This is a genomic window from Streptomyces viridochromogenes (assembly GCF_001270495.1).
Lineage (GTDB): Bacteria > Actinomycetota > Actinomycetes > Streptomycetales > Streptomycetaceae > Streptomyces > Streptomyces viridochromogenes_A.
Window position 1 is genome coordinate 25088 of sequence record NZ_LGUR01000257.1, and the last position, 26416, is coordinate 51503.

Sequence of the window (26416 nt, forward strand, 5' to 3'; positions counted from 1 at the left end):
CAACCATGGGGGAGGAAAATCGCGTGAAAAGGCCGGTTGTCTATGTCGGAATGAGCGCCGATCTGATTCATCCGGGGCACATCAACATCCTCCAGCGGGCGGGGGAACTCGGCGACATCGTCATCGGTCTGCTGACCGACGAGGCGATCGCGAGTTACAAGCGGCTCCCGCACATGACGTACGAACAGCGGCGGGCGGTCGTCGAGAACCTCAAGGGCGTCACCGCCGTCGTGCCCCAGCACACCCTGGACTACGCGGAGAACCTCCGCGCGGTCCGTCCCGACTTCGTCGTGCACGGCGACGACTGGGTCACGGGAGTGCAGCAGCACACGCGCAGACGGGTGATCGAGGTCCTGGCGGAGTGGGGCGGGGAACTGGTGGAGATCCCCTACACGACGGGGATCTCGTCCACCCAGCTGAACAGGTCGGTCAAGGAGATCGGAACGACGCCGAACATCCGGCTCTCCCGGCTCCGCCGGCTCCTGGACAGCAAGGACATCGTGCGGATCCTGGAGGCGCACAACGGCCTGACCGGGCTGATCATCGAGAACGCGAAGGTCCTGATCGACAACCAGACCCGCGAGTTCGACGGTATGTGGTCGTCGTCCCTGACCGACTCCCTGGCGCGGGGAAAGCCCGACATCGAAGCGGTCGACGTGTCCTCGCGGCTCCAGACGCTGAACGAGCTCTTCGAAGTCACCACGAAGCCACTGGTGTTCGACGGCGACACGGGCGGAAAGCCCGAGCACTTCGGCTTCACGGTGCGCTCCCTGGAGCGGCTCGGCGTCTCCGCGGTCATCGTCGAGGACAAGGACGGGCTCAAGCGCAACTCGCTGTTCGGTACGGACGTCGCGCAGACCCAGGCTCCCGTCGAGGACTTCTGCGAGCGCATCCGCATCGGCAAGCGGGCCCAGATCACGGACGACTTCATGGTCATCGCGCGCATCGAGAGCCTGATCCTCGACAAGGGGATGGACGACGCCGTCGGCCGCGCCGAGGCATACGTGGACGCCGGAGCCGACGGCATCATGATCCACAGCAGGCGGTCGGAGCCCTCCGAGATATTCGAGTTCTGCAAGCACTTCAACAAGCTGACCCGGCGGGTGCCCCTCGTGGTGGTCCCGACCAGCTACAGCAGTGTGCGCGAGGCCGAACTCGCCGACGCCGGCGTCAACATGGTCATCTACGCCAACCACCTCATGCGCGCGGTCTATCCCCAGATGACCAGGGTCGCCGAGTCGATCCTCCAGCACGGCCGCGCGTTCGAGGCCGAGCCGATGCTCGCCTCGATCAAGGAAGCACTGTCCATCATCCCGGAGAACGCCGCGTGATCCGCCCCGAGGACTTCGCGGCCCAACTGGCGGCAGCGGGCGTGTCGCTGTACTGCGGGGTGCCGGACAGCTTGCTCAAGGAGTTCAACGCATGCGTCAGCGGCGCGACGCCCCCGGCCGGGCACGTGACCGCCGCGAACGAGGGCAACGCCGTCGGACTGGCCATCGGCCACTATCTGCGCACGGGGTCACCGGCGCTGGTCTATCTCCAGAACTCCGGTCTGGGCAACACGGTCAACCCGCTGGCCTCGTTGGCGGATCCCGAGGTCTACGGCATCCCGATGCTGGTCCTGATCGGCTGGCGGGGGCAGCCGGGCGTGCCCGACGAACCCCAGCACCGCAAGCAGGGCAGGATCACGCCCGCGTTGCTGGACGCCCTGGAGCTGCCCTGGTCGGTGCTTCCGCGGGAGACGGAGGCGGCCGGCGAGGCCGCCCGGAAGGCGGTCGCGCACTCCGTCGCCGCCGGCACGCCCTATGTCCTCCTGGTGGAGAAGGGCACCTTCGCGCGGGCCGCGACCGAAGTCGGCGAGCCCCCGGCCGACGAGGCCGGCGGGTCGACCGCGCTGCCGAGCCGCGAAGAGGCGCTGGTCGCCCTGGCCGACGAGCTGGGCCCCGGGCGGGTCGTGGTGTCCAGCACCGGCATGCTCAGCCGCGAACTCTTCGAGTACCGCGAGCGCACCGCGAGCGGGGCGGGGCTGGACTTCCTCACCGTGGGCGGGATGGGACACGCCAGCTCGATCGCCCTGGGCATCGCCCTGCACGAGCCGCAGCGGGAGGTGTGGTGCCTGGACGGCGACGGATCACTGCTGATGCACCTGGGCGCCCTGCCCGTCGTCGCACAGCATGCCCCGCGCACGTTCTTCCACGTGGTCTTCAACAACGGGGTGCATGACAGCGTGGGCGGACAGCCCACCTCGATCGACCAGGTGAACGTGCCCGCGCTGGCCAGGAGTTGCGGCTACCGGCACGCGACCGGCGTGTCCTCCCTGGCGGCGCTGCCGGCCGGCGTGGCCGAGCTGAGGGAGGCCACAGGCCCCGCCCTGCTGGAGATCCGTGTCAGGCCGGGCAGCCGCGCCGACCTCGGGCGCCCACGGGCCACCCCGGCCGAGAGCAGGACGGCGACCATGCTCGCGCTGGCGGAACAGGCGGCACCGTGAAGCTCGGTGAGCCCGTGGTCCGGTACGGCCGGGGTGCCGTCACATCGGTACCGGAGCTGGTGGAGGGCATGTCCGCCGGCCGAGTCCTGGTCGTGCACGGGGCGCGGTCGTTCGAGGCGTCCGGTGCCGCTCGGATGCTGAGTGCCTTCGGGCCGCGGACCCGGGTCCGGCGGTGGCACGACTTCTCCCCGAACCCGGACATCCGCGAGCTGGAACCGGGGCTCGCCCTGGTCCGGGACCTGCGTCCGGACACCGTCGTCGGCGTGGGCGGCGGCAGCGCCCTGGACATGGCCAAGCTGCTGTGCGCGCTGGCGGACGTACCCCCCGGCGATATCGAGGAGCGCATTCGCTCCGGAGCGGCGATCGACCGACGGCGTATGAACCTCGTACTGGTCCCGACGACTTCCGGGTCCGGCAGCGAGGCCACCCACTTCGCCGTCGTGTACATCGGCGATGACAAGTTCTCGGTGGCCGGCGCGGCTCTGCTCCCGGACGCCGCGGTCCTCGACCCGGCGCTCAGCGAGAGTGGCTCCGCCTACCAGCGGGCGGCCTCCGGTATGGATGCCGTCGCCCAGGGCATCGAGAGCCTCTGGGCCGTGCACGCTCGTCCGGAGAGCCGTGGCCTCGCCCTGCGTGGCTTACGGCTGCTGCTGTCCGCCATCGTCGACTTCGTGTCGTCCCCGCACGCCGGGGCCGCGCGGTCCATGACGGTGGGCAGCCATCTCGTGGGGCGTGCGATCAACCTGTCCAGGACGACGGGCGCGCACGCACTGTCCTACGGCATCACGCGCCGGTACGGCGTGAGTCACGGCCACGCGGTCGCGCTCACCCTCGGCGCCTTCCTGGACGCGCATGCCCGGGCGGGCTCCTCGGACCTTCAGCCGGCGGTCCGGTCGTCGGCCTACCGGCGGGCCCTCGACGACATCGCGGGACTGCTCGGGGCGCCGGGCCCGGCCGAGTCGGGCCGTTGTTTCGTCGCCCTGGCGCGACGTCTCGGTCTGCCCATGAGCCTGTCCGAAGTGGGGGTGCGGTCCCCGGCCGAGGTGCGTGGACTGGCCGCCGCCGCGAACGTCCAGCGGCTCGGGAACAACCCGGTCCGCTTCTCCCCGAACGAACTCACTGAACTTCTCTTGAGGTGCTGATGGACGAGTCGGTGAACCACTGGCTGACCCCGCTCCAGGAATGCGGCCTCGTCCCGGAGGGGGTCGTCGCGGCCTTCGTCGTGGGATCCGCGGCCCGAGGCTGGCACAACGCGCGCAGTGACTTCGACATCTACGTCGTCACCCGCGCCGAACGCGTCTCGGCCACCAGCAGAACCAGCACGGTTCCGCTGGACCCGCCGTATGTGCGCAGCGAGGTCTTCCACCGCAAGGACAGGCGCTGGGAGGTCACCTACTGGCTGGAGCGGCAGATCGGGCAGGCCCTGTCCAAGGTCTCCTGGGAGGCATACGAGGGCGGCCGGGTCACCGAGGAGGCGCTGACCCGTCGTGAGGAGCTGCTGCTGGCCCACCTGGGGACGTGCTTCCCCGTCCTCGGACAGGACTGGATCACGCGGACCCGCGAGCGGCTGGTGGACTCGGCGTTCCGTTCCTTCGTCGTCGTCCGGTCGCTGGGCGCCGCCGACGACGCGGTGGAGGACGCCCTGGGGCAGATGGAGGCCGGCGACCTGGAGAGCGCCACGATCTCCGCCCGGATGGCCTTCGGGCACGCCATCGACGCGCTGCTGGAGGCCGAGGGGGAGTACGGCAGCCATCTGCTGAAGTGGCGGCCCAACCGGTTCCGGGCCTGCGCTCCCCGGGCGCTCTCCTTCGACGAGTACTGGAAGATCGAGACGATGCAGGGCTACGACCCCGTCGACCCGCGGCCATGGATCAAGAACGTCCTCACCATCTGCCAGGACATCGCCATGCGGGTGGACGTGTGATGACGCGGTTCATCGGCCGGGCACGCCGGTCGCCGGGGCGGGACGCGTCGTGATACGCCTCACCGTCGACGACGCGAGCCTGAGCACCGTACGGCTCACCTTCAGCCCGCTGTGGGAGATCATCGGCAGCCTGGGCATCCTGGCCCGCTACCGCGGTGCGGCGCCCTCCCCGTACACGGACTGGGCCCGCCGGGTGCGGGACAGACTGCCGGCGGATCTCGTCCGGACCCTGGTGGAGCCGCTGCGGCGCCCGGACCCGCGGCCGTTTCCGGCGGGCTTCGTGCCGGTTCCCGACCCGGCCCGCAACACGCTGGCCGCGGAGCTGGACCACATACGGGAGACGAGCGCCGGCGATCCGGAGGCGGACCGTCTCGTCCCGTTGCTGGAGGACTACTGGGACTGGGCCATCGCCCCGCACTGGAACTCCATCCGCGCGTCGCTGGAGGAGGAGATCCTCTTCCGCGGCCGTACGCTCGCCGTCGAGGGAGCCGAGCCCATGCTCACCGAGCTGGGCGGGCGCGTCGCGTGGTCGCGGCCGGTACTGACCGCGCCGTACCACCGGGATCTGGACGTCACGCTGTCGCGGTCGAGGCTGCTTCTGGTGCCGACGGTGTTCGCGGGCGGCATCCGGCTGTTCCTGGAGGAGCGCGGCGTGGTGGCCATGTCGTACCAGGCGCGCGCGACCGGCTACTTCCACGTCCTCACCGCACGGGAACACGCACCGCAGGCCGAGGACCGGCTGGCTCTCCTGCTCGGCAAGGGCCGCGCGCAGGTGGTGCGCGCGCTGGACGCGCCGAAGACGACGACCGCGGTCGCGGAGGCGCTCGGCATGGCCAAGAGCACCGTCTCCCAGCACCTGGCCGTGCTGAACGACACGGGGATCGTCTGGAAGCAACGGCTCGGGGGGCGGGTCTTCTACCAACTCGACCAGAGCGGTCTCGCCCTGCTGAGACAGCTCGGCCTCTGACCCCGCCCGCGCATTTCTGTAGCAGATATCGAATCGATCATTCTCCAAGGGGGAAACCATGGCTGCCCTGTCGAATTCGCTCGTCAGATGTGCGGTTGTCGCTCTGCTGGGCCTGGGGCTCTCGGCTTGCGGGTCGAGTGCGGACACGCGGGGGAACGGGGATATCGCCGGCAACGGCCGTAATCCGGAAGAGCTGGTTCTGGCGACCGTTCCCGACGAAAGCTCCTCCAGCGTGCAGACCGAATACGAGCCCCTCGCCAAGCTGCTGGAGCGGGAAACCGGGCGCAAGGTGCGCGTGGAGAAGGCGACGACATACGCGTCCGTCATCGAGGGGCAGCGCGCGGGCAAGATCGACATCGCGATGCACGGCCCGCTCTCGTACGTGGCAGCCCGCCGCAGCGGCGTCGCCCTCACCCCGGTCGCCGCACAGGTCGAGGCCAAGGGCGACAGCTCGGGATACCGGTCGTACGCCATCGTCAAGCGCGGTTCGAAGCTGGACCGGGTGGCCGACTTCAAGGGCAGGAAGATCTGCTTCGTCGATCCCACCTCGACGTCCGGATACCTCTACCCCATGGCGGGACTCCAGAAGGCCGGCGTCAAGGAGAAGGACCTCCAGCCGGTGATGGCGGGCGGACATGACGCCTCCGCGCTCGCCGTGCGCAGCGGTCAGTGTGACGGCGGCTTCGCCTACGACGCGATGGTGGACAAGCTGCTCGTCGAACGGGGCAGCGCCAAGGCCGGCGACTTCGAGGTCATCTGGAAGTCCGAGCAGATCCCCGGCTCGCCCCTCACCGTCAGTGACGAACTCGCCCCGGAACTCAAGAAGAAGATCGTCGAGACGTTCCGGAACAAGGCCAACGCCGACTATCTGGAGCAGCAGGGCTTCTGCGAGGGCGAGGGCTGCAAGATCGACGGCTACTGGGGCTTCGTGCCCACGGACGACGCGGACTTCGAGAGCGTGCGCGACGTGTGCCGCCTGGTCGGCGAAGAACAGTGCGTGGCCGACCAGTGAGCGGCATACGCGAGGTCGTGCGGCGCCCGGGGAGCAGCAGATGACAGAAGACCCGCTCGTCCGACTGGAGGAAGTGGCGAAGTCCTTCGCCGGGCGCGAGGGGGAGGTGCGCGCTCTGGACGGCATCTCCTTCACCGTGGCCCCGGGAGAGTTCGTGGCGCTGCTCGGCCCCTCCGGCTCCGGGAAGTCCACGCTGCTGCAACTGCTCAACGGTCTCCAGGCGCCGACCGGCGGCCGGGTGAGCGTGCTGGGAACCGAGCCCAGCCGAGCGGGGAAGGCGGAGTTGAGAGCCCTGCGTCGGCGGGTGGGGTTCATCTTCCAGAACTTCGGCCTCGTGGGCAGCAGGACCGCGCTGGAGAACGTCTGCACCGGGGCGCTGAGCCGACTGCGCGGACCGCGTTCCGGGCTCGTCACCTATCCCCGGGCCATCCGTGAGCAGGCACTGGCCCAGCTGGACCGGGTCGGGCTCGCGGACCAGGCCTTCCAGCGCACCGACACGCTGTCAGGCGGGCAGCAGCAGCGCGTCGGTGTGGCCCGCGCCCTGATGCAGGAGCCGCGTGTCCTGCTCGCCGACGAACCCGTCAGCTCCCTCGACCCGCGGTCCGCGCGGCAGATCATGGAACTGCTGGCCGACATCAGACAGACCGACGGGCTCACCACCATCTGCACCCTGCACCAGGTCGACGCCGCGCTGACCTGGTCGGACCGCGTCATCGGCCTGAACGCGGGGCGCACGGTGCTCGACTCCCCGGCCGAGCGCGTGAGCCGCACGGACATCGCCCGCATCTACCAGGGAGACGACGAGCCGGCCCTGTTCGTCGGTGCGCAGTCATGAGCTCGCGAACACAGACCGGGGATCTCAAGGTCCGTACGGCATCCGTCGGCGCCGCCCCTGGGCCCCGGACCGGGGCCGCGGCGCGCGCCCTCCCCCATCTGACGCTGCTGGCACTGGCGGTGACCGCCTGCTGGGCCGTCGTCGACCTGCGCATCAACATCGCGACGCTGGTCGACGGCGCCCACAACGCGGTCGACTTCACCGGCCGGATGCTCCCGCTGGACTTTCCGCCGCTCGCCGAGCTGGTGCGCCTGGCCGGCGAAAGCCTGTCGATCGCCGTCTGCGCCACGTTGATGTCCCTGGTCCTGAGCGTGCCGGTGAGCATGCTGGCCGCGCGCAACATCACCTCGAACGCGTACGCCCGTGGCGGCGCGCGCGGTGTGATCGTCCTGGCGCGGGCGATTCCCGATGTGATCATGGCCATCGCGGCCGTCCGGGTGTTCGGACTCGGTGCCACGGCGGGTGTCGTCGCCATGGGCCTGCACTCGGTCGGCATGGTCGGAAAGCTGTACGCCGACTCGCTGGAGGAGGTCGACGAAGGCCCGCGCCGGGCCCTGCGCGCGGCCGGCGCCTCCCGTCCCCAGGAACTGGTCGCGGCCGTCCTGCCCCAGGTGCTGCCCGCGTTCATCGCGACGGCGCTGCACCGGCTGGACATCAATCTGCGCGGGTCGGTGCTGCTGGGCTTCGTCGGTGTCGGCGGGATCGGCTTCGAGATCGCACAGTCCTTCCAGCGGCTCGACTACCGCCGGGGCATGGCACTGGCCGTGGTGGTGCTCGCCCTCTGTCTGGCCATGGAACTGCTCTCCGGGACCGTCCGCCACGCGATCCTGCGCGGCGCGGTGCAGGAGGGGAAGGCACGCCGCAACCGCCTGACGAGCCGTCTGCCCGGACGCGGACGCGGCCGGGACCTGGGCCGGGGAACCGCGGTGAACGGCACCGGGGCGCCGGCCGTCCGGACTTCCGTCAGGCCCGGCGGCAGCCCGCCGTGGCCCCTGGCCCGGGTCCGGCGCTGGACGTACGCCGTCGTGACGGTCGTGGTCCTCTGGGCCTGCGTCCGGGGAGCCGAGCTGTCCGCGACGCAGCTGGCCGCCGGGCTGGCCGATCTCCCGTCGGTACTCGGCCAGTACCTTCCGCCGACTGCGCCCGGGGGCTTGGAAGGACTGTTCGACGCGCTGTGGGTGACGGTGAAGACGGCCCTCGCGGGAACGGTGCTGGGGATGGTCCTGGCCGTGCCCGTGGGAGTGCTGGCGGCCCGGAACACCTCGCCCTCTCCCCGGGTTTCCCGGGTGTTCCGTACGCTGACCGTCGCCGTGCGCGGAATACCCGAGGTCGTGCTGGCCATCGTTCTCGTGGTGGTCACCGGGCTGGGCCCGGTCGCCGGCGCGCTGGCCCTGGCCGTCGGCTCCCTGGGCCTGCTGGGCAAGCTGGTCGCGGATTCCCTGGAGGAGCTCGATCCCGGTCCCGCACGGTCGCTGGTGGCCACGGGGGCGTCCCGGGGACAGGTGTTCTTCGCCGCGGTCCTTCCGCAGGCACTGCCCGCACTGGCCGGGCACACCCTGTACCAGCTCGACGTCAACATCCGGGCGGCGACGCTGCTGGGGGTCGTCGGGGCCGGAGGCATCGGCTTCGAACTGCTCAACGCCGCGCGGGTGCTGGAGTTCGGGCTGGTGACCACCATCGTCCTGATGCTGCTGACCGTCACCCTGATCACCGAGGCATTCGCGATGTGGATCCGCCGGGTTCTCGCGTGATGCGCGTATCTCACCCAACCGACAGCTATTTCCGACACCGTGAGTGAATTCCATGGGAAATACCGTGATGCAACTCGGTGAACCGCCGATCCGGAAAACAAATACCGGTCGCCGGCACGGCAGTTAGGATCGTGCGGGCACGTAACTGATGAATCGGTCGTGTGGGGCGAGGGGGCTTGGTGGGGGAAGTGAACGGGCGATTCCGTTTTCTCGTCTCCGCCTATGCCGCCTCCGCCTTCGGCAACTACCTGAATCTCATCGCGCTCGGCCTGTTTTCCTACGAGGTCTCCGGTACCGCCTTCGGAGTCGGCGCGGTGATGGCGCTGCGGCTGCTCTCGGGGTTCGCGGCGGGGTTCGCCGCAGGGGCGCTGCCCGCCGCACTGACCCGCCGCACGGTGATGGTCTGCGCCGACGTCGCCCAGGCGGCGGCCATGACCGCGCTGGCGCTCAGCGCCCCACGCACCCCGATGTGGCTGTTGGCCGCGGTGGTCGTGGTCCTGGGAGCCGGGAACACGTTCTTCAGCGTCGCCCTGCGCAGCGCCGTCCCGGTCATGGTCGGCTCGCGGAACCGGGCCCGGGCGAACGGCCTGTTGATGTCGGCGCGCTCCTTGGCCACGGTGCTGGGCTTCGCCTCGGCCGCGCCCGTCATCGCGGCGGGCGGATACGCGCTCGCGTTCGCCTGCAACGCCGTGAGTTTCGCCGTGTCCGCCGCCGCCCTGCTGGTGCTGCGGCCGCGTACGGACGACGAGGCACCGGCCGACGGGGAGGACGAGGCCGTACCCCCGCGCCGTGGACTGCGCCGGTTCGCCACGGCGGGCCTGCCCGGCCTGCTGCTCGGCATGATCCTGCTCAGAGGCGTGGACGCCCTGGCATCCTCCTCGCACAACGCCGCCCTGCCCGTCGTCGCACACGTCGCCGCTCCGGACGAGCCCGCCGTGTTCATGGCCCGGTTCTGGGCGGCCTGGGCGGTGGGCACCGTCCTCGCCCACTGGGCGCTCCGGCGCAGACGGCCCGAGGCGGCCTGGGGCGAGCGCGCCTTCGCCGTCGGGACCTGCGCCATGGCGTTCTGCTTCACCGCGGCGTTCCTGGGCCTGCCCACGGCCGGGCTCGTCGTGGCGGCCGGGGCGGCGGGGTTCGCGGACGGCTGGACCGAGATCGTCTACACCACCCGGCTCCAGGCGGCCTCCGACCGGCAGCGCGGACGGCTGTTCGCCCTGTCCGCCACCGCGGAGCAGTCCGGGTTCGCGCTGGGCGCGGTGACCGCCGCGGCCGCACTCGAGTCACTGCCCGTCCTGGCCGTCGTGGCCGCCTTCCACGGCGCGGCCGTGTGCGGGGCGCTGGCGCTGCTGTTGTTCACCTCCGGCCGGCGCGGCACAGACCTGTCGCGCTCGGCCGTCACACCTGGCGAAAAGGAAGAGGACTCGCATGGAACGAGTACGGGGGCACGCACTTTGCCGGGGTCCTGAGCCGGATCGTACGGGGGACGATCCGCCGGACGCCGTGGCGGCGCTGCTGCGCGCCGCACGGGCCGACTCCGGGGCGGCCGTCGTCACGGTCGCCGCGGACGGCACCACGACCGGGCAGTCGTATCCCGAACTGCTCGACCGGGCACGGCGGCTGCTCGCGGGGCTGCGGGAGCGCGGCCTGCGGGCCGGGGACACCGTGGTGCTGTGCGGGCTGCCGCCGGCCGAGTTCTTCCCCGCCTTCTGGGCCGGCGTGCTGGGCGGCGCGCATCCCGTGGCCATCGCGGAGCCTCCCCTGCCGGGCTCCCCGGCCCTTCAACGCCTGCGGGACGCACACCGTCTGCTCGGCGGTCCCCTGGTGGTCAGCGACGCGGCCGGCGCGGCGGCGGTCGGCCGGGCCGCGCCCGGGCTGCGGGTCGAGATCGCGCGCGACTGCCTGAACGCGCCACCGGCCGACGACCATGTCGAGCCCGAACCGGGCGGCACCGCCCTGCTGATGCTGTCCTCCGGCAGCACCGGCACGCCCAAGGCCGCGCGGCTCACGCACGCCGGACTGGCCGACTTCGCGGCGAGCAGCCGGCGGATCCTGGACGTGCGTCCGGACGACACCATGGTGAACTGGCTGCCGCTGGACCACAGCGGCGCCTTCCTGCTGTACCACCTGCTCGCCGTCTTCACGGGGTGCACCAACGTCCACGCGGCGACCGAGCTGGTGGTCGCCGAGCCCCTGCGCTGGCTCGACCTCCTCCACGAGCACCGGGCGCAGCACGGCTGGGCACCGACCTTCGCCTACCAGCTCGTCGCCGACGCGCTCGCCGTCCGGCAGCAGGGGCACTGGGACCTCGGCGGCCTCAAGTCCCTGGTGTGCGGGGGCGAGCGGATCGCGCTGCCGGTGCTGCGCCGCTTCCTCGACGCGACGGCCCCCTACGGAGTCCAGGAGCGGCACGTGGTTCCGGCGTGGGGCATGGCCGAGACCGTCACCGCCGTCACCTACGGCCGGCTCGACCGGCCCGGCGCGGTGCATCGCCTGCTCAAGAGCAGCCTGGGCGGCGACCTGTTACGGGCCGACGAGCAGACCCCGGACGACGACTGCGTCACCTTCGTCGCCTCCGGCGCACCCGCGCACGGCGTCACCCTGCGCATCGTCGACGAGAGCGGCGACCTCATGCCCGCGGGCCGGATCGGGCGGCTCCAGGTCCACTCGCCCGCGCGTCTGACCCCCGGCTACGTCGGCGACCCGGAGGCGGACGCGGCGGCCTTCCCCGCCGGCCGGGACTGGCTGGACACCGGCGACCTGGCCTTCCTCGACGGCGGCCAGGTCGTCATCACGGGCCGCCGCAAGGACGTGATCATCCTCAACGGACACAACGTCTACTGCCACGAGGTCGAGGAGGCGGCCACCGCCGTCGACGGCATCCGGCAGGGCGAGGTGGCCGCCTGCGGCATCCCGCGCCCGGACCAAGGCACGGAGGAGCTGGCCGTGTTCTTCGTCAGCCGCGGCACGGACGAGGACGCGCGCATCGCGGGCGAGGTGAAGGCGGCGCTGTTCACGCGGCTGCGGCTCACCGCCGCCCACGTCCTGCCCGTCCCACGGGACGAGTTCCCCAGGACGCCCGCGGGAAAGGTCCGCCGCGCCGAGCTCCGGGACCGCCTGGCGGCGGGCGGCCTCAGCGCGCAGACGGGCCCGGCACGGCGGTCACCGGCAGATCCCGACGCGGTGACGCGGGTGGTGCGGGAGGAGCTCGATGCCGTACTCGGCCGCCCGGCCGACACCGACCTGCCGTTCTACGAACTCGGGATGACCTCCGTCCTCATCGTGCGCCTGCGGGGACGGCTGGAGGAGCGGCTCGGCATCCGCGTCGCCCAGACCGCGCTCTTCGAGCACCCGACGGTCACCGCACTCGCCGCGCACCTGCACGGCGCCGGCGCGCGCGCCGAGGAGGAGACGCACGAGCCCACGCCGGCCGGCAGCACCCCCGCGGACACGAACACGGACGCTCACGCGGACTCGGACGCCCGCGCGGGCTCGGTCGGCGGCACTGACGTCGGTGCCGCCGACCGACGGGTCGCCGTAGTCGGACTGTCGCTGCGCTTCCCCGGGGCCGACTCGGCGGAGCGGTTCTGGGACAACCTGCGCGACGGCGTGGTCAGCGTCCAGGTCTTCGGTGACGAGGAGCTCGCGCAGGCGGGCCTGCCGCCGGAGCAGCGGCGCGCACCGGACCTCGTGCCGGTCGCCGGAGTCCTCGACGGCGTCGAGGAGTTCGACGCCGACTTCTTCGGCATGAGCCCCCGGGAGACCGAACTCACGCACCCCGCGCACCGTCTGTTCCTGGAGTGCTGCCACCAGGCGCTGGAGGAAGGGGGGTACGAGGCCGCGCGCCCCGGCACCAGAATCGGCGTGTTCGCCGGTTCCGGCATGAACCTGTACGACCATCAGCAGGCGTCCGAGTCCGGTTCGCCGTACGACGGGACGGACCCGGCCACCGGCATGCGCAGGGCGATCGGGCAGCAGCCGGACTTCCTCGCCACCCGGGTCGCCTACCGCCTCGGGCTCACGGGGCCGGCCATCGGCGTACAGACGGCCTGCTCGACCTCGCTGGTCGCCGTGCACCTCGCGGTTCAGTCGCTGCTGAGCGGTGAGGCGGACCTGGCGCTGGCGGGCGCCGCGGCCGTGCACCTGCCGCAGCGGACGGGCTATCGCAGCCACCCCGGGTCCATCCTGTCGCCCACCGGACGGTGCCGGGCCTTCGACGCCGAGGCCGACGGCACCGTGGGCGGCAACGGCGTGGCCGCCGTCCTGCTCAAGCGGCTCGACAGGGCGCTGGCCGACGGCGACACCATCCACGCGGTCGTCCTGGGCTCCGCCGTCAACAACGACGGCGCGGAGAAGGTCGGCTTCAGCGCACCCGGCATCCCCGGCCAGGTCGACGTCGTACGGCAGGCCCTGCGCGCGGCGCACGTCCCGGCGGACACGATCTCGTACGTCGAGGCGCACGGCACCGGCACCAGGCTCGGGGACCCGGTGGAACTGGAGGCGCTCGGCAGGGCGCTCGGCGAGGACACCCCACGCAGCGGTTTCTGCGCGGTCGGCTCGGTGAAGCCGAACATCGGGCATCTCGACAGCTGCGCCGGCATGGCCGGACTGATCAAGACGATCCTCATGCTGCGCCACCGCACCCTGGTGCCCACCCCGCACCTGACCAGCCCCAACCCCGAACTCGACCTGGACGGCCCGTTGACCCTGGCCACCGAGCTGCGGCCCTGGGCGGTGCCGGACGGAGTGCCGCGCCGGGCCGGGGTGAGCGCGCTCGGAGTCGGCGGCACCAACGCCCATGTGGTGCTCCAGGAGGCCCCGCCCGTGCCCCCCGCGGCCGAACCCCCGTTGCCCGTTCTCGTACCCGTGTCGGCCCGCGACACCGAGGCCCTGGGCGAGTTCACCGGCCGGCTTCGGGACCGGCTGCGGCAGCGTCCGGAGCTGTCGGCCGCCGACGTGGCCGCCACCCTCGCGCTCGGCAGACCGCACCGCGCGGCACGCGCCACGGCCGTCGGCCGAACGGCCGAGGAACTCGCGCGCGCCCTGGCCGAGCCACGCCCCGGGCCGGACGCTCCGCTCGGGCCGATCGCCTTCGCCTTCCCCGGCCAGGGCAGCGCACGCCGCGGGATGGCGAGCGGCCTGTACGCCGCGTATCCCGAGGCCCGGCGCATGCTTGAGCGGTGCGCGGAACTCTTCGCCGACGAGTTCCGCGGCGATCTGCTGCCGCTCCTGCTCGACGGAGCAGAGCCGGACGGTGCGCGGGTGTGGCCCACCGAGACCGCCCAGGCGGCGCTGTTCGCCCACCAGGCGGCACTCGCCGAGGTGTGGCGCGCCGCCGGTGTCCGCCCGGCGCTGCTGCTGGGACACAGCGTCGGCGAGTACGCGGCCCTGTCCGCGGCCGGAGCCATGACGTGGGAGGACGGGCTGCGGCTCACCGCCTGGCGCGGGCGGCTGATGCACCTGGCCTGTCCGCCCGGCGGCATGCTCGCCGTGCGCGCCGACCCGCACACCGCGCGGCGCGTCGCCCTGAGTGCGGGTGCCGAGGTGGCCGCGGTCAACGGCCCGAGCGCCCAGGTGATCACCGGTTCGCCGCAGGCCGTACGGGAGGCGGAGCGCCTGCTCGACCAGGAAGGGGTGCGGTGGCGGGAGCTACCGGTCGACCGGGCCTTCCACTCCGCCGACATCGAACCGGCGCTGAGCGAATTCCGCAGCCACGCCGAGAGAGTGACGTACCGTCCCCTGCACACCGCGGTGGTGACCACCGCCGACGGTGAGGTCCGCCGCGCGGGCTGGACCGTGGACGCCGACCACCTGTGCCGGCAGGCACGGCAGCCGGTCCGCTTCGACCTGGCCATGGCCGCGGCCGCCGGGCAGGGGTGCGCGGACTTCGTGGAGACCGGGGCCGGGAGCACCCTCACCGGACTCGGCCGGCACTGTCTGCCCACCAGCCGCTGGCTGAGCGGGCAGGGTGAGGGCGGCCGGACCGAGCAGGTCCACGGCCTGCTGACCGCGCTGGGCTCGCTCTACCGCCGGGGCGCCGAGCTGGAGTGGCACCGGATCACCGGCCGGGCGGGCCGGGTGCCGCTGCCCGGCCATCCGCTGCGGCGGGTGCCGGTCACGCCCGGGGCCGGGCGGACGCCGGAGCGCGCCCCCGCCCCGGAGACGGGAGCGGCGGCGCCGCGTGAACTGCTCGACGACATCGTCGAGTTGACGGCCGACAAGCTGGGTCTGCGGGCGGCGGACGTGGCACCCGACAGCTCGTTCTTCGCACTCGGCGCGGACTCGCTCTCCCTGATGGGCATGACGGCCGAGCTGGAACAGCGGCACGGCGCCCGTGTCCCGGTGCGGGAGCTGTTCGAATCGGTCGACACCCCGCGCAGGCTGGCCGAACGTCTGGCCCTGCTGCGGGGCGAGACACCGGAGCCGCAGGCCGCCGGCCCGAAGGAAAACACCGGCACGGTGGAACCGGCCACGGTGGCGCAGCCCTCGGAAGCCGCCGTGCCCCCGGAAGCCGCCGCGCCCTCGGAAGTCCACGGCCTGTTCGAGCAGCAACTCAGGCTGATGGAGAAGCTTTCCGAGCAGGTGTCCGAGGTGATCTCCCGCCAGCTCGACGTGCTCACGCCCGGGTCGGCGACAACGGCCGCCACCGGCCGGACCCCGGCCCCGGCCCCGGCCCTCGCGCCCACCCCGGTCCTGACCCGGCCACCGGCGCCGACGCCGCCCCCGCACGTCCTGCCGGCACCCACCGCGCCCGCCCCGGCCTCCGCCACCGGATGCGGACTCAGCCTCTACTTCTTCGGGGACTATCCCGACGACACGGCCCACGACAAGTACGGGCTCATCATGGAGGCGGCCGACTTCGCCGACCGTCACGGCTTTCACGCCCTGTGGTTCCCCGAGCGCCACTTCAACTCCTTCGGGGCGCTCTTCCCCAACCCCTCCGTGCTCGCCGCCGCACTCGCGGCGCGGACCAGCCGGGTGCGGCTGAACGCGGGTTCCGTCGTGCTGCCGCTGCACCATCCGGTGCGGGTCGCCGAGGAGTGGTCGGTCGTCGACAACATCTCGGGCGGCCGGGCCGGGATGTGTGTGGCGAGCGGCTGGCACGCCACGGACTTCGCGCTCGCGCCGGAGAACTTCGGCCGGCACCGCGAGGTGATGTACGAGCAGTTGGAGACCGTCCGGCAGCTGTGGTCCGGACAGCCGCTGCGGACGACCGCGGGCGACGGCGAGCCCGTCGACGTGCGGTTGCAGCCGCGTCCCGTACAGCGGCAGCTGCCCCTGTACGTGGCCGTGGTGGGCAACCCGGACAGCTACCGCCGGGCGGCCGCCGAGGACCTGGGCGTGGTCACCAACCTGATGACCCAGACCGTCGAGCAGCTCGCGGAGAACATCGCGCTGTACCGGCGCACCCGCGCCGAGCACGGCCTCGATCCGGCGGCCGGACGCGTCGTGGTCCTGGTCCACACCTACCTCGGCGACGACGCCGAGAGCGCGCGGGCCGAGGCGTACCGGCCGTTCGTGTCGTACCTGCGCTCCTCGCTCTCCCTCTTCGACCAGGTGACGAACAGCCTCGGTTTCCAGGTGGACCTGGAGAACACCCCGGAGGAGGACGTGGAGTTCCTGCTCGGGCGCGCCTACGAGCGCTACTGCGGGTCGCGCGCCCTGATCGGCGACGAGCACATCGCCGAGGAGACGGTGCGGCGCCTCGTGGCCGCCGGAGCGGACGAGATCGCCTGCTTCGTGGACTTCGGCGTGCCGAGGGAGCGGGTCCTGGCCGCGCTGCCGGTGCTGGAGCGCGTCCACCGTCGTCTGCGGGACGAGCCGGGTGAGCCGGCCACCCCGGCGGCGCGGCGCGAGCCGCTGTCGCCCGCCCAGCGCCGCATCTGGTTCCTGGAACAACTGCACCCGGGCACGAGCATGTACCACGAGCCCAAGGCCATCCGGCTGGACGGCCCGCTGGACGTGGAGGCGCTGCGCCAGGCGCTGCAGAGCGTCGTCGACCGGCACGAGGCGCTGCGGACGGTCTTCCGGCAGCACGACGGCGTCCCGTACCGGGAGGTGCTCGACCGGGTGCGGCTCGACTGCTCCGTCGACGACCACACCGGGGCCTCGGAGGAGGAGGCGCTACGGGCCGTCCTGGAGACCGAGGGACGGCGGATCCTCGACCTCGGCACCGGACCGCTGCTGCACGCCCGCGTGCTCCGGCTGTCGGCGGAGCGGCACCTGCTGTTCCTGCTGGCCCACCACATCGTCTTCGACTCCGCCTCGACGGCCGTACTGGCCCGGGACCTCGCCGCCTGCTACCGCGCCTGGCCGCACGGCGACCCGGCGCTGCCACCGCTCGCCGAACCACCCGGGTCCGACGGCCCGGACTCCGCCCCGGCCGGTGAGTCCCCGGCCGGTGAGTCCCTGGCCTTCTGGCGCCGCACACTGAGCGGGGCCCCCGAACTCGAACTCCCCACCGACCGGCCGCGTCCGCCGGTCAGGACCGGTGCGGGCGCGAGCCTGACCCACACGCTGGACGGCGAACTCGTCGGCACACTGCGCAAGTTCGCCGCCGAGCACCGTGCCACCCTCTTCATGACGCTGACGGCCGCCGTCGCGGCCGTGCTCGGCCGGTTCGCCGGACAGCGCGACCTGGTCGTCGGCACCGCGGTCGCCGCCCGTTCCACGGGCACCGAGGACCGGATCGGCCTCTACCTCGACACCGTGCCCCTGCGGCTGGACCTCGGCGGCGACCCGGACTTCCCGGCGCTGCTGCGCCGGGTGCGGGACAGCAGTACGGCGGCGTACGAACACCGCGCCGTCCCCTTCGACGACCTGGTAGCCGCGGTCAACCCGCGGCGCGACGCGAGCCGTAACCCGCTGTTCCAGGTGATGGTGGAGTACGAGAACGAGGGCCGGGTGGAATTCGACCCGCCGCGGCTCTCCGCCACCCTCCTGGACGTGCCGAGCGCCCGCGCCCCGTTCGACCTGAGCATCTATCTGACGCATCATCAGCACGGCGTGCGGTTCATGGTGGAGTACGACACGGCGCTCTTCGACGAGAGCACCGTGGCCCGGCTCGTGGACTACGTGGAGCACGTGCTGCGCCGCGCCGTCGAGACGCCTGCCGGCCCGCTGAGCGAACTGACCGCGGTCACCGACGCCGACCGCGCGGCCCTGGCCCGGCTCGGCCACCTGGACGAGCCGCCACCCCGGGGCGAGGACACCCTGCACGGGCTGTTCCGCCGGCAGGCCCGCCGGACCCCGGACGCCGTCGCGCTGATACACGATCAGGGCCGGGTGACCTTCGCCGAGCTGGAGGCCCACGCCGACGGCGTCGCGCGGCGGCTGCGTGCCCGCGGCGCGGGCCGGGGCGAGCGCGTGGCCGTCCTGCTGCCCCGCGGCCCGGAGCTGGTCGCCTCCCTGCTCGGGGTGCTCACCAGCGGTGCCGCCTACCTGCCGCTCGACCCGACGCTGCCCAGCCCACGGCTCGCCGCACTGCTCGCGGACGGCGCCCCGGCCCTGCTGCTGACGAGCGACGCCGCCCTCTCCCGCCATCCCGGAGTCGCGGGCCACCTGCCCGTACTGCTGACCGGCGAGGCGGACGACACCCCCGTGGACGGCACCGCGGAGGGCGGGGCGGGGCCCGACGACCCCGCGTACTGCATCTACACGTCCGGCTCCACCGGGCACCCCAAGGGCGTCCTGGTGCCCCACCGGGGCCCGGCCAACCTCGTACGCCAGCACCTGCGGCGGCATCCGGCGCTGCGCACCCTTCAGTGGACGTCCCCGGCCTTCGACGTCAGCGTGCAGGAGATCTTCACCACGCTGGCCTCGGGAGCGGCCCTCGTCCTCATCGCCGACGAGGTGCGGCACGATCCGGCAGCCGTCGTGGCGGCGGTGCGCGCGCAGGGCGTGCAGCGGATGTTCATGCCCCGCACACCCCTGACGTACCTGATGGAGACCGCTCCCGAGATGCCGTCCCTGCGGGAGCTGTTCTCCGCCGGGGAGGAACTGCGGCTCACCGACGCGTTCCGGCGCTTCCTGGCCGCCCATCCGGAATGCGCCCTGCACAACCAGTACGGGCCCACGGAGACCTCCGTCATCGTCACCTCGCAGCGCGTCGACCCCGACGGCGACGACCGGCCGGCGATCGGCACTCCGGTGCCGGGCGCGCGGATTCTGCTGCTGGACCCGGACGGGCGGCAGGTGCCCGTGGGGGCCGTCGGGGAGATACACGTGGGCGGTGTCCCGGTGGCGTACGGGTATCACGCCCGGCCCGAGGAGACGGCCGACGTGTTCCGCACCGACGGTACGGGGGCGGTGCGCTACCGCACGGGCGACCTGGGGCGCTGGCGCCCCGACGGCGCCCTCGCCTACCACGGCCGCACCGACGACCAGGTCAAGATCCGCGGACACCGGGTCGAACCCGCCGAGGTCCGCACCGCACTGACCGCGCTCCCCGGCGTCCGCGACGCGGCCGTCCTGCCCCGGCGCGACCGCCACGGCGAGTGGGAACTCGTCGCCTACGTGGTGCCCGTGACCGTCGAGGACGACGACCTCACGCCCCTGCGCACCGCACTGGCCGCGGAGCTCCCCGACCCCCTGGTACCACGCCGCTGGGTGCGCCTGGACCGCCTCCCGGTGAACGCGTCCGGCAAGCTGGACCGGCAGAGCCTGCCCGAACCCGCCGAGACCGGGGAACGGCCGACGGGCGCGGACCCCGCCACACCGCTGGAGAAGGCACTGCACGACCTGTGGTGCGAGGAACTCGGCCTGAGCCGGGCTCCGGTGACCCACTCCTTCTTCGAGCTGGGCGGTCACTCCCTGAGCGCGATCCGGCTGGTGAACCGCATGGCGTCGGAGCTGGACCGGGCCGTGTCCATGGCCGACTTCTTCCGCACCCCCACGATCCGGGCCATCGCGGCACGGCTCGAACAGACCGGCGCGGCGACCGCGGACCCGCCTCCGCGGGCCGCCACCGCCACCGCCGGCGAGGCGCGGGCCACGGTGCCGATGACCTCCGTCCAGCGCAGACTGTGGCGCCGCCACCACGAACGTGCCGACCCGGGCGTCTACAACGTCGCGCACCGCATCGACCTGCAAGGCGACCTGTCCACCGACGACCTCCGCGGCGCGCTCGCGGACCTCGTGGCACGCCATGACGCACTCCGCTGCAGGGCGGTGCTGCGCGGCGGCGAACACCTCCTGGAGGTGCTCGCCGGGGTCCCCGTGGAACTGCCCGTCAGCGACCTCTCCGACCTCTCCGAGCACGCCGGGGACGAGGACCACGTGGAGCGCTGGTGCATGGAACACGCGACCCGCCCGTTCGCGATGGACCACGCCCCACTGTTCCGTTTCCGGCTGGCCCGGCTCGGTCCCGACCGCTGGACGCTGGTGACCGTCCTGCACCACGCGATCTGCGACGGCTGGTCCATGGGGATCGTCTGGCGCGAGGTGCAGGAGCTCTACAACGCCCGCCGCCGGGGCACCGGCAACCCGCTCCCGCCGCCGCCCGTTCAGTTCACCGACTGCGCCGTCGCGGAGCGCGGCCTCGACCACGCCCGCCGTGCCGAGCTGGAACGGTTCTGGCGCGCCGAACTCGAAGGAGTCCCCCTCACCCTCGACCTGCCCGCCGACCGTCCCCGGCCCCGGGCCCTGTCCGGCCGCGGAGCACTGCACACACGCACCGTCGAGGGCTCCCTGCCCGCGCGGATCGCGGAGACGGCCGGCCGGCTGGACGCCACGCCGTATGCCGTTCTCGCCGCGGGGTTCGCCGCCTGGGCCGCCCGGCGCAGCGGTCTGCGCACCGACCTCGTGCTGGCCTCGTCCAGTGCCAACCGGCTCGATCCCGAACGCGCGGGCGTCGTAGGGCTGTTGGGCGACGCCGTCCTGCTGCGGGCCCGGACGACCGGCGCGGACACCTTCGCCGACCTGGTCCGGCAGCTCGGCACGACCCTCTTCACGGCGCTCGACCACCAGGAGCTGCCGCTGACGGAGGTGGCCGACCTGGTCGCGCCGGGAACCTCCGACGGCCTGTTCCCCGACGTCCTGTTCACCGTGGTCACCACCCCGCCTCCGGCCCTCGACCTGGACGCGGTGACGGCCACCGTCCGCGGCCTGCCCACGGCAGGTGTGGCACGCAACGAGCTGTACGTCGTCCTGGCCCAGCAGGACGACGTCATGACGGTGACGTTCGAGTACTCAACGGATCTGTTCGACCACTCGACCATCGAAGCCTGGGCCGAGGAGTACGTCCGACTGCTGGACGAGTCCGTACGGAACCCGCTGGGCCCGCTGGCGGATCTGCTCCACCGGTGAGAGACGGTGAAGGCCCGCACCCCGGGAGGGTGCGGGCCTTTGTTCCCCTGGAACCGGACGATCAGGGGCTCGGGTCAAGGGGCCGGCGAAAGTCCGTTCCGTGAGCCGCGGCTGACGAAAAGGGGTGTGTCAGGCGGCCGGCTCGGGGTCCTTGGCGAGACGCGGAGCCGACGCGACCTCGGCCGTCTCGGGGTAGTGGCACGCCGTGAGATGGCCGGGCTTGTTGCCCTCGACCTGGACCAGCGGCGGGGCCTCGGTCGCGCACTTCTCCGTCGCCTTCCAGCAGCGGGTGCGGAAGCGGCAGCCGGAGGGCGGGTTGATCGGGGACGGCACGTCGCCCTGGAGCCGGATGCGCTCACGGGGAGGCGTCTCGTCCACGGTCGCCTCGGGCACGGCGGACAGCAGCGCCCGGGTGTAGGGGTGGCGCGGGTTGCCGTACAGGTCGTCGCGGTCGGCTATCTCGACGATCTTGCCGAGGTACATCACCGCCACGCGCTGCGAGAAGTGCCGTACGACGGCCAGGTCGTGGGCGATGAACAGGAACGCGATGCCGAGTTCCTGCTGGACCTTCTGGAGCAGGGCGGAGACCGGCTCGTCCGCGACGATCAGCTTCGGATCCAGCGCCAACGCCCGTGCCACGCCGATGCGCTGGCGCTGACCGCCGGAGAACTCGTGCGGGAAGCGGTTGTAGTGCTCCGGGTTGAGACCGACGATCTCCAGCAGCTCACGGACGCGCTTCTCGCGGCCGCCCGCCGGGTTGATGTCGTTGATCTCCATCGGGCCCGCGATGATCTTGCCGACCGTGTGCCGCGGGTTCAGCGAGGCGTACGGGTCCTGGAAGATCATCTGGATCTCGGAGCGGACCGGCGCCAGGTCCTTGCGGCTGGCGTGCGTGATGTCCTTGCCCTGGTACGAGATCTTGCCGGCCGTGGGCTCCAGCAGGCGGGTGATCAGGCGCCCGGTCGTCGACTTGCCGCAACCCGACTCGCCGACCAGGCCGAGGCTCTCGCTCTCGTTGACCTGGAAGTCCAGGCCGTCGACGGCCTGGACGTGGCCGACCGTGCGGCGGATCGGGAACCCGCCCTTGATCGGGAAGTGTTTGGTCAGCCCGGAGACGTCCAGGAGGGGAGTGGTGCTGCTCATGGTGGTGAAATCCCGTCTCTTGTACGTCAGTTGGCCGCGCTGCCGGCCAGGTCGGAGAAGTACTCGCCGCGCTGCTCGGCGGTGAGGTGGCAGGCGGAGCCGCGTCCGTCGACGAGCTCCAGCAGCGGACGCTCCGACGAGCACAGGCCGCCCTCGACCTTCTCGGCGAAGGTGCACCGCGGGTGGAAACGGCAGCCCGACGGCGGGTTCAGCAGCGACGGCGGCGAGCCCGGGATCGGGTTCAGCGGCACATCGACCGGGTGGTCCAGACTCGGCATGGAGCTCAGCAGGCCCCAGGTGTAGGGGTGCTGCGGGTCGCGCAGCACCTCCTTCTTCGTGCCGCGCTCCACGCACCGGCCGCCGTACATCACCAGCACGTCGTCCGCGATGTCGGCGATGACACCGAGGTCGTGCGTGATGAAGATGATCGCCGTGCCGAACTCCTTCTGGAGGTCCTTCAGGAGGTCCATGATCTGGGCCTGGACCGTCACGTCGAGGGCCGTGGTCGGCTCGTCGGCGATCAGCAGCTCGGGGTCGCAGACCAGCGCCATCGCGATCATCGCGCGCTGACGCATACCGCCGGAGAACTGGTGCGGGTAGTCGTCGACCCGGACCTCCGGCTGCGGGATACCGACCCGCTTCAGCATCTCGATGGCCCGGTCGCGTGCCGCCTTCTTGGAGCAGCCCGTGTGCTTGCGGTACGTCTCGCCGATCTGCTTGCCGATGGTGTGGTACGGCGACAGCGAGGTCAGCGCGTCCTGGAAGATCATCGACATCTTGTTGCCGCGGAGCTTCTCCAGCTTCCTCTCCGAGGCGCCGTTCAGCTCTTCGCCGTCCAGGGTGATCGAGCCCTCGACCGTGGTGCTGTCCGGGTTGTGCAGGCCCAGGATGGTCAGGTTGGTGACCGACTTGCCGGACCCGGACTCGCCCACGATGCCCAGCGTCTTGCCGCGTACGAGGTCGAAGGACAGACCGTCGACGGCCTTGACGGTGCCGTCCTCGGTCGAGAAGTGCACCTTCAAGTCCTTGATGGAGAGGAAGGGCTGCTGATCGGTGCTCGTCACGGGGACGCTCCAGTGAGGGGTGATGCGGGGTAGCTGGTGGGGGCGGGGTCAGGCGAGCCTGATGCGTGGGTCGATGAGGGCGTAACAGGCGTCGACGACGATGTTGGCGAGGACCACGAAGGTGGCGGTGATCACCATCACCCCGAGGAGCATGGGCAGGTCGTTGTTGACCACGGACTTCAGGGAGAGCATGCCGATGCCCTGGATGCTGAAGGTCTTCTCGGTGATCATGCCGCCGCCGAGGAGGACGCCCACGTCGACGCCGAAGATGGTGACGATCGGTCCCATCGCGCCACGCCAGGCGAAGCGGAAGAACACGTTCGGACGGGACAGGCCCTTGGCCCGGGCCGTGCGGACGTAGTCCTCCTGGAGCTGCTCGACCATCTGGGAGCGGGTCATACGGGTGTAGTTGGCGGTGAAGATCAGCGCCAGGATCAGCCAGGGCAGCAGCAGTCCGCCGAACCACTGGCCGGGGTTCTCGGTGAAGGGCGTGTATCCGGGCTGGTCCAGGACCTGCCACTGGTACACCAGGAGGTAGAGAGCCAGCGTGCCCACGAAGTAGATCTGCATCGACGAGGCGACCAGCGAGGCGCTGCTGGCGATCTTGTCGAGGGGCTTGCCCTGCTTCAGGGCGGCCAGCATGCCGGTGCCGATACCGAAGATCAGGAACACCACGGCCGAGCCGAGGAAGAGGGAGAACGTCGTCGGGAACCGGTCGAGGATGGTGGCCAGGACGGGCTCGCGGTTGACGAAGGAGTAGCCGAGGCACGGCGCGTCGCAGTTACCGAAGCCCGGGTACTCGCGGCCGAGGAAGATGCCCGAGAGCCAGTGCCAGAACTGGACCGGCATCGGATCCGAGATCCCCATGTTGTGGCGGATCAGCTCCAGCGTCTCCGGGGTGCAGAGTTTGCCGCAGGCGATCCGGGCCGGGTCGCGCGGCACCGCGTAGAAGAGCATGAACGTGACCGCGCTGATGATCAGCAGCGTGATCACGGCGCCGAGGAGCCGGCGGACGAGAAAGCGAAGCATGGGGAGTGGCTTTCCTGGGAGGGCCGTCGTAAGGAGGGGCCGGACCGGGGTTTCCGGGGGCCACGGTGGACGAGCCGAGGGTGGGGCGGCACCGTGGCGCCGCCCCACCTCTCAGGTGTGGATCAGGACTTGACGTACATCTTGTAGAGCATGCTGCCGTCGAAGTTCGGGTCCATCTTGACGTTGCCGAGCTTGGAGCCGTGCATGTAGATGCGCTTCATGTACACATCGGGAACGAAGGCGGCGGTCTCGGTGACCTGCTTGTCCAGGGCGGCCCACATCTTGTTGGCCTTGTCCTGGTCGGTCTCGGCGGTCGCGGCCTTGATGGCGGCGTCGACGGCCGGGTCCTTCAGGTGCGAGTAGTTCTGGCCCTGGTCGACGACGTTCTTGCTGTCGAACAGCGGCTGGAACACGGAGTAACCGGTCGGCCAGTCGGAGGACCAGCCACCCCAGTACACGTCGAACTGGTTGTCGAGCTTGCCGACCTGGTCGTACCAGGTCGTGGAGTCGATGCCCTTGGTGACGACCTCGAAGCCGGCCGCCTTCAGGGCGTTCTCGACGACGACCTTGATCTTCGCCTGGGTCGGGTCGTTCTGGTAGGCGTAGACGACCTTGTAACCGGACTTGCCGGCCTTCTTCAGGATCTCCTTCGCGGCCTTCGGGTCGCCCGCCGGGTTCTTCAGCTTGCCCCAGACGTCCTGCGACTCGTAGCCGGCCACGAGCGGGCTCATGATGCCGGTCGCGTAGTCACCGCGGACCGAGCCACCCTGCAGCTGACGGATCGCGGCGGTCGGCCAGGCCTTGATGATGGCCTCGCGGACGGACTTGTCCTTGACCCGGCCGGTGTTGATCCAGTAGCAGCTGACGCCGTTGCCGAGCTGCGCGAAGACGCGGTCCTTGGCCTCGCTCTGCGCCTTCTGGATGCGCTCCTGCGGGATGGTGCGCCAGCTGGTGGCGTACTGGTCCTTGCCGGCGTCGGCGAGCAGACGGTCGATCGCCGTCAGCTGCTCGATGCCGAAGGTGAAGTCGAACTGGTCCGGGTAGGCGTTGCGGATCGGGTCCGTGGCCGGGTCCCAGTGCTCGTTGCGGACCAGCGTCATCGACTTGTCGGTGACGTGGGTCTTGACCCGGTAGGGGCCGTTGGAGACCGGCTTCTTGTCGTAGTCCTGCTTGGTGTCCTTCTTCACCGGGGTCGGCGCGTAGGAGTGCATCGCCATGACGTAGTTGAAGTCGGGACGCGCCTCGGAGAGGCGGAAGGTGATGGTCTTGCCGCTGGTCTCGATCGACTTCAGGTGCTTGCCGCCGTACGGGCCCGGGTACGACTTGCGGTACTCCGCCGAGCCGGTCAGCCAGGTCTGGACGTAGAAGGCGCCCTCGGTGATGAAGTTGGCGAAGCAGCGCTCGATGCCGTGGCGGACGTCGTCGACGGTGACGTCGGAGCCGTCCTCCCACTTGATGCCGTCCTTCAGGGTGAAGGACCAGGTCTTGCCGCCGTCCTTCATGGTGCCCGTGTCGGTGGCGAGGTCGCCGACCAGCGTCTGGGAGCCGTCGTCCGCGATCTTGTAGCCGGTCAGGGTGCGGGAGAGCACCATCGCCGCGAGCGAGTTCCAGGCGTAGTAGATGCGCTGCGGGTCGAGGTGCGAGAAGTCGTCGTCGTTCAGAAGGTAGACCGTGCCGCCCTTCTTCGCGCCGGAGACCTCCGGGGCCGGGCCCTTGGAGTCCTCGGCGGTGCCGATCTTGACGACGGTCGCGTCGGCCTTGGCCGCATCCTGCTTGCCGCCACCGGTGTTGTTGGTGGAGTCGCCGCTGCTGCACGCGCTCAGCACGGAGCTCGACGCGGCCACAACGCCTGTGGCTATCAGGAAGTTTCTACGCGAGAAGGACATCGCATCCTGCCTTC

14 protein-coding genes are annotated in these 26416 nt (G+C 71.5%); 10 read left to right on the plus strand and 4 right to left on the minus strand.

The features are described from left to right. Positions 1-5: 5 nt before the first annotated feature. The 10 genes from aepX (at position 6) to ADK36_RS42290 (ending at position 21280) form a co-directional block, all read left to right on the plus strand. A complete protein-coding gene (gene aepX, locus ADK36_RS42245; RefSeq protein WP_048583539.1) occupies positions 6-1331 on the plus strand; it encodes a phosphoenolpyruvate mutase in 1326 nt (441 codons plus the stop codon). Beyond that, positions 1328-2488, plus strand: coding sequence for a phosphonopyruvate decarboxylase (gene aepY / locus ADK36_RS42250; RefSeq protein ID WP_048583540.1), 1161 nt, complete (start codon positions 1328-1330; stop codon positions 2486-2488). Before aepX ends, aepY begins: the two co-directional genes overlap by 4 nt. Continuing rightward, positions 2485-3630, plus strand: coding sequence for a phosphonoacetaldehyde reductase (locus ADK36_RS42255; protein ID WP_048583541.1), 1146 nt, complete (start codon positions 2485-2487; stop codon positions 3628-3630). The genes aepY and ADK36_RS42255 overlap by 4 nt, the downstream gene beginning before the upstream one ends. Continuing rightward, on the plus strand, positions 3630-4412 hold the full coding sequence (locus ADK36_RS42260; RefSeq protein ID WP_159391259.1) for a nucleotidyltransferase domain-containing protein: 783 nt from the start codon (positions 3630-3632) through the stop codon (positions 4410-4412). The genes ADK36_RS42255 and ADK36_RS42260 overlap by 1 nt, the downstream gene beginning before the upstream one ends. Before the next feature lie 49 nt (positions 4413-4461). Continuing rightward, a complete protein-coding gene (locus tag ADK36_RS42265) occupies positions 4462-5379 on the plus strand; it encodes an ArsR/SmtB family transcription factor (protein ID WP_048583543.1) in 918 nt (305 codons plus the stop codon). Between the two features lie 58 nt (positions 5380-5437). Continuing rightward, positions 5438-6391: a phosphate/phosphite/phosphonate ABC transporter substrate-binding protein gene (locus ADK36_RS42270; RefSeq protein ID WP_053201408.1), complete on the plus strand. Its 954-nt coding sequence runs from the start codon at positions 5438-5440 to the stop codon at positions 6389-6391. A gap of 40 nt (positions 6392-6431) precedes the next feature. Then, positions 6432-7226 (plus strand): phosphonate ABC transporter ATP-binding protein, encoded by a 795-nt coding sequence (gene phnC, locus ADK36_RS42275; protein ID WP_048583545.1) that lies wholly within the window; start codon positions 6432-6434, stop codon positions 7224-7226. Beyond that, positions 7223-8977, plus strand: coding sequence for a phosphonate ABC transporter, permease protein PhnE (gene phnE, locus ADK36_RS42280; RefSeq protein WP_078942840.1), 1755 nt, complete (start codon positions 7223-7225; stop codon positions 8975-8977). The genes phnC and phnE overlap by 4 nt, the downstream gene beginning before the upstream one ends. Positions 8978-9165: 188 nt before the next feature. Beyond that, positions 9166-10443, plus strand: coding sequence for an MFS transporter (locus tag ADK36_RS42285; protein ID WP_048583546.1), 1278 nt, complete (start codon positions 9166-9168; stop codon positions 10441-10443). Further along, entirely contained in the window at positions 10403-21280 is a 10878-nt protein-coding gene (locus ADK36_RS42290; RefSeq protein ID WP_053201410.1) for a hybrid non-ribosomal peptide synthetase/type I polyketide synthase, read from the plus strand. Before ADK36_RS42285 ends, ADK36_RS42290 begins: the two co-directional genes overlap by 41 nt. A gap of 129 nt (positions 21281-21409) precedes the next feature. Here the strand turns inward: ADK36_RS42290 and ADK36_RS42295 are convergent, their stop codons facing one another. From ADK36_RS42295 to ADK36_RS42310, 4 genes are all read right to left on the minus strand, one after another. Next, positions 21410-22423: an ABC transporter ATP-binding protein gene (locus ADK36_RS42295; protein WP_053201412.1), complete on the minus strand. Its 1014-nt coding sequence runs from the start codon at positions 22421-22423 to the stop codon at positions 21410-21412. Between the two features lie 26 nt (positions 22424-22449). Then, a complete protein-coding gene (locus tag ADK36_RS42300; protein WP_048583548.1) occupies positions 22450-23487 on the minus strand; it encodes an ABC transporter ATP-binding protein in 1038 nt (345 codons plus the stop codon). A 48-nt stretch (positions 23488-23535) separates the two neighbouring features. After that, complete coding sequence (locus ADK36_RS42305; RefSeq protein WP_048583549.1) at positions 23536-24516, minus strand: ABC transporter permease; 981 nt, start codon at positions 24514-24516, stop codon at positions 23536-23538. 122 nt (positions 24517-24638) lie between these two features. Further along, positions 24639-26402, minus strand: coding sequence for an ABC transporter substrate-binding protein (locus ADK36_RS42310; RefSeq protein ID WP_048583550.1), 1764 nt, complete (start codon positions 26400-26402; stop codon positions 24639-24641). Positions 26403-26416: the final 14 nt, after the last annotated feature.